We start from the raw sequence: 9,906 nt of genomic DNA on the forward strand, positions 1-9,906 counted from the left end.
CATTTGCTCGGGATTGTCGGCGCGCTCGATGGGATCCCACAAATGATGCGCGACGAACTTGAGGAGCATACTTTCCGGCGCCGGCCAAGGCAGGAGGGCGCCGGTGGCAACAGAACACCAGGCCTCAAGATAGGCGAGGTCGGAGGCCAGCGCCCGCATGGTGTTGTCGCCCATGCCCTCTTGCGCCAGATGCTTGAGCGTCGCGACATCCTCGTCAGTGAGAAGCTCGGCCAGTTGGTCGCGGCGATCGAACGGAAGTATGGCGTCAAGCGCGTCCAGTTCCTCGGCGCGCTTCAGGACAGCCTGGTTGCCAGCAGGGGTGGTCGGGGATTGCTGCGTCATCTGGTTTGCCCCATTTCCGACGTGTGTTTGCAAATGTTCCGGAAATCCCGTATATTCCGGAACAAAGGAGTTCTGCCATGACATCGACGGTTACCGCTGCGGCGGTTTCGAAGAATTTCGGGGCCTATCAGGATGCGGCTGTTCGCGAGCCTGTCATCATTACCAAGAACGGCCGGCCGCGCACCGTTTTGATCGCCTATGAGGATTACCTCCGCCTGGCGAAACGGGATCGGCGGGTGGAACTGACGACGGCGCTCGGCGACGAGGAACTCTCCGCCATTGAAGCTTCGGCAATGGAGCCCGGTCTCGATCATCTCAATCTCGAAGTGCTGAAGGGCAAGCATGCTGCCGACTGAACCGAAGGTTGGCTGGGTCTTCCGATATTCCTATCTCTGGCATTGGCAGCATCTCGAAGGCCGGGAGGAAGGTGACAAGGATCGCCCGGCGCTCGTGTTGGCGATCGTTGAAACCACGGAAGACGGAACGCCCGCTGTGCGGGTTCTGCCGGTCACGCATACGCCGCCCTCTGATCCAGGAGACGCGATCGAGATCCCGCCAGCAACGAAAAGGCGCCTCGGACTGGACGACGAGCGATCCTGGATTGTTTTGACGGAAAGCAACCGGTTTGTCTGGCCGGGGCCGGATGTACGGCCCATCGACACCGAGACCGGCTACCTTGGTCCCTTGCCGCCGGCGCTGTTTGAGGAGATCAAACGCCGCTTTGTCGAACTGGCGCGAGGACAACGTCATCGCGCGACGGCACGCAGTGAATAACGGCCATGCTGCGGTGACGCCTAACCGCTGACCGTTCCACTGGTTTCTGCACCCGGACATAGTGGGTCCTCTGCGGCCGGGATTGGACCCGACTTTATCGCTGTCAGTTTTCCTGGATCGCCGGACTGCATGTCTTTGCCCTGTAACAATAACTGCTCATCCTAATTCGGTGGAATCTTAGCCTGATTTGCGGGTTGAATGCGAGGGCGATCGTCGATGAGCCGTAAACTGGACAAGCTCGTGGTGAACGATGCAGTCTGGCTGAAAGCTGTAGCGCGCGAGGCGGTCATTCGTCCTCTGGCATCGAAGTCTCGACTGTCCCCTGCCGATGTAGGCTTGGCTTGCCGCCAGCTGGAATTGGGCCGGGCACGTCTTTATGAGCTTCTCGGTCGGTATCGGACGTCTTCCGTCACGAGCTCGCTGCTCGACCACAATCCAGGCCCCGAACGGGGGAGGCGGCGCCTGACGCAAGACATGGAAGCGATCATCGAGACTGCGATGCGGGACACGTACCGTCGGCGGGAAAAGCCATCGGTCACCGCCCTTCACGATCGCGTTCGGGAATTGTGCCGTGCCCATGGCCTGCGCGCGCCTTCGTGGAAGGCGATAAGAGCCCGTGTCGCGCTCGCCGAGCCAAAGGCACTGATGCGAGATAGGGAAGGGGAAAAGGCTGCCCGCGAGCGATTTTCACCCGTGGTTCATGAATACCGTGCTGATCATGCCCTCCATATTGTGCAGATCGATCACACGCAAGTCGATCTGTTTGTTGTCGATGCCGTGCATTGCCTTCCGATCCAGAGACCCTGGCTGACGCTGGCAATCGATGTCGCGAGCCGCATGGTTGCCGGATTTTATCTCAGTTTGGAAAGCCCCTCGTCGGCTTCGGTGGCGCTCGTGATTCAGCACATGGTGATGCCAAAAACGGGGTGGCTCGCGGATCGGAAAATCAAGGCGGAGTGGCCGGTGTTCGGTCTTCCCGACGTGATCCATGTCGATAACGGGCGAGACTTCCATGGAAAGGCATTGATCCGGGGGACTGCCGAGCATGGCATCACCCTTGTTCACAGACCGGTTGCGCGACCACATTACGGTGGGCACATCGAACGGCTGATCGGCACCATGATGGGCGCCGTACACCTCCTGCCGGGAACGACGTCCAGCAATATAGCGGAGCGTGGCTCCTATGATCCGGAGAAGCATGCCGTAATGACGCTCGACGAGCTGGAGAAGTGGCTCACGCTCGAGATCGTCGGACGTTATCATGCCGAAATTCACCGCGGCCTGCTGCTGCCTCCGGTCACCATGTGGGGCGATGTCGTTAAGGCACGACTGGAACCCCTGCGTTTGCCGCATGACGTCGACCGGTTTCTCCAGGATTTTTTACCCTTCGAAGAGCGCAGCGTCCGGCGCGACGGCGTGCATTTGTTCGGGCTTCGTTACTGGGATGACGTCTTGAGCGCGTGGGCCGGTCGGTCTGCTTCCCGTCTGCGGATCAGGTACGACCCAAGGGATATCTCGTTGGTGTTCGTGGAGGGGCCTGACGGCACGAACTGGCCGGTCCGCTTTGCTGATCTCAGCCGCCCGCGCATCACGCTCGGCGAGCACCGGCTGGCCCGCACAGCGCTGAAGGAGCGCGGGGTCAGGGTGACCGATGAGCAATTGATCTTCGAGACGATTGCGGAACAGCGCGCTCTATTGGAGGAGGCCGTTCGGCAAACCAAAGTCATGAGATGCCGCGTCGAGCGTCGTGACCGGTCGCTGACAGCGACAGACAATGAGACTGGCGATCTGGAAATCGAGCTCAACGAGGAGCCGGTGGGTCATCTGCCTCCGCTGGCGGTGGAGGAGTGGTCTTGAGCGACTATGCGCACCTTTTGCCCGCCTATCGGCGGCATGCCACTTTGGGCGATGCCGAGCGCATTGCCTGGATCCGGGCAGATCGGTGGCTTGAGACCGCTCAAGCGGGCTCGGCACTGGCGCGCCTTGAGGATCTGCGTCGTATCCCGCGCGTGACCGGATGCCCTGCCTGCTTATTTACGGAGATACCGGCATGGGCAAGACCAAGATCATTCGCAAATTTCTGCGCGACCATCCTGCCTCATTCGATGGAGGCACGGGAATCACGACCATGCCGGTCGTTGCGATGCAGATGCCCGCCGAACCGCTGGAACGCGACGTCTATGGCGAGCTCCTAAACGCGCTGGGTGCGCCGGGGCCGTCCACCGACAGCACATACCGGCAGAAAGAGATCTGCCGAAGGCTTCTTCGCACCATGGGCGCCCGGATGCTGATCATCGACGAAATTCATGCGCTGCTGGCGGGCACGTTTCGGCAACAACGAATTTTTCTCAATGTCGTGCGGTTCCTTGCCAATGACCTGAAAGTCCCATTGATCTGCGTCGGAACGGATCTGGCCCGACAGGCACTATTGACAGATGCGCAGCTTGCCGAGCGCTTCGAGGCTTTCCATCTCGAACGCTGGCAGAACGATCTCCATCTCTCCCAGCTTCTGACGAGCCTCGGCGGAATTCTGCCGCTGCGCAGACCCTCAGAGCTTGGAACGGCCGCGGCTCGCAGCCGTGTCCTCGACCGCACCGATGGTGTGACCGTCCGTATATTCCGCCTGATAGAGACGGTCGCGGTCGAAGCGATCCGTACTGGCAGCGAGCATCTCACGGCCGAAAGTTTCATGTCGGACGCCCTCGTTCTGCCGCTTGTTACCATGACACGACAGGCCGAAAAGCGCTTGCAGCGTCGAGTTGGGAGATGAGGACAATGCCGCTGCTTCCCGTAGCGCCCCGACCGCTCGATGAGGAATTGCTCTCCTGCTGGCAGGAGCGCGTTGCTATGGGTGCACGGCGACTGAACTCGAACTTTGGCTGGATCCAAGCACCGGTCAAAGCATCGACGGGTTCGAACGGCGCGACTTCGATCCCGACGCCGCGATTATCAGCCTCTGGGCAAAGGCATGCCGTATGGATGAATGCCGGATCGCGAAGATAGCTCGACGCTGTTTCACACGACCTCTGGATTGGTATCACGTCGACCGTCGTCACCAAGCTTTCTGTCGCTTGTGCCTGCGCGAGGACGAGCAAGCCGACCGGGATCACTATGTGCGTTGCTCCTGGTCTCATGTGGAAGCGTTGGCCTGTTCCCGGCATCGAAAGGAGCTTGCGGATTTTTGCAGACGTTGCTTCGGCCGTGCCGGATTTCGGTTCCATTGCGTCGAGGGACGCGCGCGGTTGATCTGCAGCGCTTGCTCGACAGCTGTCACGCGCGCCGAGTTTGGCGCGACTGATCCTGCGAAGATCGACTTCCTGCTGGCGCTCTCCGCAGAGATTTCGGCCGCCATCGACGTCGATGTGTCTTGCGGCAGCCATCGCCGGGATGAAATCGCGCGGGCCGCGCGTTTGCTGTGGGCTCTTTCTCAGGCGAATGGCAAACCATTCATCCTATGGCTTGACCCAGCTCTGCCCTCAGGCTGGAGCGGCAGGCCCTTGGATCGCCGGGCGCCCCTTGCCACCGCGACGCTTCCATGGCGCGCGGCAACATTGATCGGTGTCGCGCAGCTGCTCGACTTTGCAGGGGCGAGACAACGGTTTGGACCGCCGCCACCCTTTCTGCTGGCTATGTTCGCGCGACTGGATGCCGATGTAATTCCTGGCCGGGCGGCGCGGGACAAACCCCCTGATGGCAGGAAGCATCCAAAGAAGCCGATCGCCTTGCGATCCAATACGGAATATCGTGCCTTGGCCGCGAAGATCCTGATGTCCGCAGAGTGGCTCAGTGTTCAAAGCGCCAGCAGCGCGTCACGGGACCGTGTACTTGGCCGCCTCATGAGCCAGACACTGGACCGGGAGTCACGAGACCGAGCTGGCGGGCCCGATCCAGTAAGGCCTTGATCGAAGAGGCTTGCCATTTCCGTCCACCGCGTGGCGGTCGCTCGTGCATGCGCTCCAGCTGTTGGCCGATTTCCAGCAGGGTCAGATCCGGATCGGCGATGGCGATGCCAGCGACAAGGGTCATCAGCCGGTCTTCCGGCGGCCGCTTTGGCGATCGCTTTATCAATGACGCTTCTGCCATGCGTTCGCCAACCATACGATGGACGGCGCGCCTTAGCCGTTCGACTGTCCAGTCATGCCCCTTGCGATTGAGGATGCGCACAACGTCGTCCCAGCTGTGCTGCGGCCGCAACCGGCGCACCGTTGGCAACCAGGTCTGTGCAGACGTGATGAGATCGTCGAGATAGGCGCGCTGGCGTGCGGCCGCGATTGCGCGGACGGCCTCGGGCCGACGCTCCCGCAGCCCCGGATTGCCCGCCAACCGCCCGCGCGCCTTGGCGGCTTTCATCCCTGCCTTGGTGCGCTCGGCGATCAGAGTCCGCTCGAGCTGAGCGACGGCGCCCAGAACCTGCAACGAAAACATCCCCTGGGGGGTCGAAGTATCGATCGGATCGCGCAACGAACGAAAATGCACGCCGCGCTTCTCCAACTGCTCGATGACCTCGAGGAGATGGCTGACGGATCGGGCCAGACGGTCGAGCCGCACGACAACGAGAACATCACCAGCCGCAATCTCGCGTAAAAGCTTCGCCAGCACCGGGCGCGTGCGCGACACGCCAGATCCGTGCTCTTCATGAACGACATGGCATCCGGCCGCTTTCAGTTCATCGACTTGGGCGTCGTTGACCTGATCCTCGGTCGAAACACGGGCATAGCCAACAAGACGGCGAAATGGGGGAGGGGAGGGGCTGTTATAGGGCGTAGACATGAGCGGATTCTGACCGACTTTTTACAGTTATGCAATGTGTGAGAAAAGGAACCTTTGTAGGCGTATTTTATCGATCGATTTGCAGCCTCGCACAGCGCGAAGGACGGGTTGTTTGGTCCAAGGCATCGCAAAGCTGACAAAACGCGCCTGCGGGCTCGCATGGCCGAAATGCACCAATTGCGGGGTTTGGGGAGGGCCGGCGGGAGACAAGAGGGTCGTTCGGTGGTTTACAGCCCGTTCGCGGCCGGGATGACGCTCGCAATCCGACGAGCCGGGAAGAGCAGTCCGGCGAATTGAGGTGAGAATCCAGCGAACCAGGGCGAGAAAAGCCGTGAAAACCCCGCGTTTCTAGGCCATTCCACCGATCCAGGATGACCGACAGTTGCGACAAGCCCGTCAAAAGCCATCACTATCGATACTTGGTGGTTATCGATGGCTAGGCGTGGCCTAGAGCATTATATCCAGTGGCGAACCGTAATGCCGAGATAGATTTCCTTTAGCAAATCATTTACCATGATTTCAATGGCTTACGATCTCGCGAAAATCAGCATGACAGGGTAAGCGGGGAAAGCGGGGCAGATTGGGTGGCAGTGCCTGATAGCGGGCAAATTCGTGAACGACATTGCGTGCTGGTGGGGCGATTGGCATGGTGGCCTTTGGGACGAACAGGAGGGTAGGGCGGAGCAAATGCGGCAGATCGATATCGACAGCCTGGACGAGGCTACCCTCATCGAACTCAACGCCCGCATCGTCGAGCGTCTGCAGTTTCTGCATCACCAAAGAACCGCTGCAGCCCTGCAGGATATCAGGGTCGGAAGCGGCGTGATGTTCGAAGGCCCTGGCGGTGTCCTGGTCCGTGGCATCGTCATCCGGCGCAACAAGAAGACGGTGACGGTGCATGCCGAGGATGACCGGCAATGGAATGTATCGCCGACGCTGCTGAAGCTCACCGGCACCCACGTGCTCGACAGAGTCGGCCATGTCCAGTCCGACAACGCCAACAAGGTCGTTGCCTTCCCCAAACCCGAGCGCCGTTGATGCGCTCAGGGTCTGGCGACGATCATCGTGGCCAGCGCAGGAATGGGTGCGTGCGATGTGCCGATCCCCAGCCGATCGCCGAGATAGTGCCAGAACGACAGGCCGAGTTTCTGGCAGGTCTTCATCAGGCCGAGCAGGCTGTCACGAGCCTGACGACCGTTACGGCTGACCGTGCCGCCCGAAATCTTTCGCTTGATGACAAAGCCACGCAGATCTCTCTCCGACGCATTGGTGTGCAGCGGGGTTTCGGGCCGCTCCAGTACCCGCAGCAGTTCTGCCTTGCGGCGTTTCAGCCGAACCAGCAGTTTGTCGAGGTCATCTTAGCCGGTGCGCAGCGAAAAAATCCGATCAAACCGTGCCTGAAGGCCGTGGGCTGCGGGCGAATCCGGTCTTCGCTGATAGTCTTTCAGAGCCTTGTAAAAGAGCCAGATGAGTTCGCGCAGGGTCTCGACATGCTTCACTTGGCTCGGCGTCGCCGGCATCAGCTTGTGCAGCAGCCGTTCTGCGTGGACCCAGCTTGCGTCAGGGCAAGCCCTGGAAAGGAGAATGGAATGTAGAACCTGAAACCTTTCGAAGTCATTCAGAGGGTTCGACCCCCTCCCGGTAAAGGCGCAGTCCGCCAGCCGGAAGCGAGTCTTGCATGGGCGACGGCAACGTCGCTCGTGAAGCGTAGACAGCGGATGTTGAAGCCTTGGGGTAGCCCCGAAATCATGTAGTTGCTGAGAGCCTTCGGTCTGTTGGGCCCGGGGGCAGCACTGGCAGGACCGTCACAGACGAGGTCCTTTCAGCTCGGCCGGGGTCTTGGAACAGTGCAAAGGCATGGGAGGGATGACCAGGGAACCTGAGAGATCCCGCTTGCGCCCACGGGCGAGAACGCCGGAACAAGGAACCCCGGCTGACTATGGTTCCAGGCTCGGGCTGCGTCCTCCGCGCAGCTCGGGAGCGCCTTGGCGATCACGAACGACGGAGGAGCGTGTGGAGCCTGTGACCGAAACCATAAGGAAGCAGGTCTGCGTGAGTGGGAAGTCGTAGCGCCTTCATAGTAGCAGCGATGTCGGGGAACTGGGCTCACCGGGACCCGACGGAGCGAAGGGAGGCGTCATGTGTAGAGAACCGTTGACCTGAAACATGGGAGGGGACACTGAACCCCACAAACCTGTCTACGAACCGACAACGGATAGCCAATCTGGCGAGGACGAAACGGGGTGTGGCACTGTGCGCGCTCCACCATGTCATCGACTTGGAATGGATGAAGGAGGCCTACCGGCTCACCCGCAAGGACGGTGCCACCGGGATCGACGGCGTCACAGCGACAGACTATGAAGTGAACCTTGAGGCCAAACTTCTGGACCTTTTGGGGCGCATCAAGTCTGGCCGATATCGTGCGCCGCCAGTCCGGCGAGCATACATACCCAAGGCGGACGGGTCGCAAAGGATGCTCGGCATTCCGACCTTTGAAGACAAGGTGGCGCAACGTGCCGTCACGATGGTGCTGGAGGCCATTTACGAGGAGGATTTCTACCCCTGCTCCTACGGCTTCCGACCGGGTCGCTCCGCCCATCACGCGCTCCACGCATTGCGGGGCGAGGTGTGGGGTAAGCGGCTCTATTGGATCGTCGATATCGACATACGCAAGTATTTCGACACGATCCCGCACTCTCAACTCCGGGCTTTTCTCGACCAGCGAGTGACGGACGGTATCATCCGACGGATGATCGACAAATGGCTGGGAGCAGGCGCCGTCGAAGACGGTGTCCTGCGCCGAACGACAATGGGCTCCCCGCAAGGAGGTGTGATCTCACCCTGCCTCTCGAACATCTTCCTGCACCATGTGCTGGACGACTGGTTCGAGACGGAGGTCCGACCACGGCTCCGCGGAGCTTGCACCCTCGCACGATACGCTGACGACGCTGTGATGGCGTTCGACAATATTGTCGATGCCCAACGGGTCTTGGCAGTGCTGGGCAAGCGTCTTGAACGGTTTGGGCTAACGCTTCATCCCGACAAGACGCGGCTCATCGACTTTCGCCCGCGAAAGACGGAGCGAACACGGCATCCAGAAACGGACGCCATCAGCTTCGACTTTCTTGGCCTGACCCACGTATGGGGACGGTCGCGCAGAGGAAAAGACATGGTGATGCAAATCACGGCCAAGGGCCGTTTTGCTCGAGGGCTGGCCGCGGTCAGTGATTGGTGCCGACGAAATCGGCATTGGTCGATCCGCGATCAGCATCGCCACCTCTCCTCGATGCTGCGGGGCCACTTCGCCTACTATGGCGTTGGTGGCAATGGTCGACGTTTGCGATGGTTCGCTCATGAGGTCGTTAGGTTATGGCAGAAATGGCTGTCACGTCGAGATCGCCAAAACGTAGTCCGGTGGACACGCCTCAACGAGATCCTCAAACGACATCCACTGCCGCCAGTTAGGATCGTCCATAAGTTCGCCACTGTCAGCCAAACTCTACTGTGAGGAACCGGATGCGGGAAATCCGCTCGTCCGGGTCTGTGAGGGGTGGGGATGGTAACGTCCCCACCTACTCGGCACAGGGCATGGGTGCCGACCCGGAACTGGCCCGCATCGTCGGAGACGATCACCGTATTGCCGACCAGACCATGATGGCGGATGGCGCCCCAGATGCCGGCCTCGGCAAACGGCCGGATTATGTCCCTGTCGAAAATGTCGATACCATTTTCAGCCAGATACGCGAGAAACGGGACCTGATTGGCAAACCGCCGCGGTTCTCGCGTGTTCAACTGCGCCAGAAGGGCAGGATCCACCTGCCGGTCTTCCAGGAATGTGAAGGCGGCATCGTTGAGAACATAGTCCTGATAGTTGCCGCGCAGCAGAGCCAAAAAGTTCAGCCGCGACTTCGACGGCGCCGTGCGAAAGACAGTGAAATGCTCGCCCCCGATATGCGTTGTATGGAAGTTGCGGTTGGCATGGCGAGCGCCTGTGTTATCGACCGTCACAAAGGGCGCCGA

The 9,906-nt window shown here is 60.4% G+C and carries 7 protein-coding genes and 3 pseudogenes; 6 read left to right on the forward strand and 4 right to left on the reverse strand.

Going from position 1 to position 9,906, the window contains the following annotated elements; all coding sequences use genetic code 11:
* Positions 1-342: pseudogene (locus PDO_RS04655) on the reverse strand (integrase); the annotation flags it as partial.
* Positions 343-419: 77 nt separating this feature from the next.
* Here PDO_RS04655 and PDO_RS04660 point away from each other — a divergent pair.
* The 4 genes from PDO_RS04660 (at position 420) to PDO_RS04675 (ending at position 3,886) form a co-directional block, all read left to right on the forward strand.
* Complete coding sequence (locus PDO_RS04660) at positions 420-698, forward strand: type II toxin-antitoxin system Phd/YefM family antitoxin (protein WP_007598462.1); 279 nt, start codon at positions 420-422, stop codon at positions 696-698.
* The gene (locus tag PDO_RS04665) at positions 685-1,116 is read left to right on the forward strand and encodes a hypothetical protein (RefSeq protein ID WP_007598463.1); all 432 of its coding nucleotides are present in this window, start codon (positions 685-687) and stop codon (positions 1,114-1,116) included. The genes PDO_RS04660 and PDO_RS04665 overlap by 14 nt, the downstream gene beginning before the upstream one ends.
* Before the next feature lie 474 nt (positions 1,117-1,590).
* Positions 1,591-2,973: a Mu transposase C-terminal domain-containing protein gene (locus tag PDO_RS04670; RefSeq protein WP_244426343.1), complete on the forward strand. Its 1,383-nt coding sequence runs from the start codon at positions 1,591-1,593 to the stop codon at positions 2,971-2,973.
* A gap of 193 nt (positions 2,974-3,166) precedes the next feature.
* Entirely contained in the window at positions 3,167-3,886 is a 720-nt protein-coding gene (locus PDO_RS04675; protein ID WP_007598465.1) for a TniB family NTP-binding protein, read from the forward strand.
* 1,064 nt (positions 3,887-4,950) lie between these two features.
* On the opposite strand, the gene PDO_RS04680 is transcribed toward PDO_RS04675, so the two are convergent.
* Positions 4,951-5,886 carry a recombinase family protein gene (locus tag PDO_RS04680; RefSeq protein ID WP_007598471.1) on the reverse strand — a complete coding sequence of 312 codons (936 nt, stop codon included), beginning with the start codon at positions 5,884-5,886 and terminating at the stop codon, positions 4,951-4,953.
* Positions 5,887-6,573: 687 nt separating this feature from the next.
* Between PDO_RS04680 and PDO_RS04685 the strand changes: the two genes are divergently transcribed.
* On the forward strand, positions 6,574-6,924 hold the full coding sequence (locus PDO_RS04685; RefSeq protein ID WP_007598477.1) for a hypothetical protein: 351 nt from the start codon (positions 6,574-6,576) through the stop codon (positions 6,922-6,924).
* A gap of 5 nt (positions 6,925-6,929) precedes the next feature.
* Here the strand turns inward: PDO_RS04685 and PDO_RS29385 are convergent.
* Positions 6,930-7,439 (reverse strand): annotated as a pseudogene (locus PDO_RS29385) (IS66 family transposase); the annotation flags it as partial.
* A gap of 734 nt (positions 7,440-8,173) precedes the next feature.
* Between PDO_RS29385 and ltrA the strand changes: the two are divergent.
* Positions 8,174-9,394 (forward strand): group II intron reverse transcriptase/maturase, encoded by a 1,221-nt coding sequence (ltrA, locus tag PDO_RS04695; protein ID WP_244426346.1) that lies wholly within the window; start codon positions 8,174-8,176, stop codon positions 9,392-9,394.
* Positions 9,395-9,459: 65 nt separating this feature from the next.
* Here the strand turns inward: ltrA and PDO_RS29390 are convergent.
* Positions 9,460-9,906 (reverse strand): annotated as a pseudogene (locus tag PDO_RS29390) (IS66 family transposase); the annotation flags it as partial.

Source organism: Rhizobium sp. PDO1-076 (assembly GCF_000247475.1).
In the GTDB taxonomy this organism is placed as follows: domain Bacteria; phylum Pseudomonadota; class Alphaproteobacteria; order Rhizobiales; family Rhizobiaceae; genus Allorhizobium.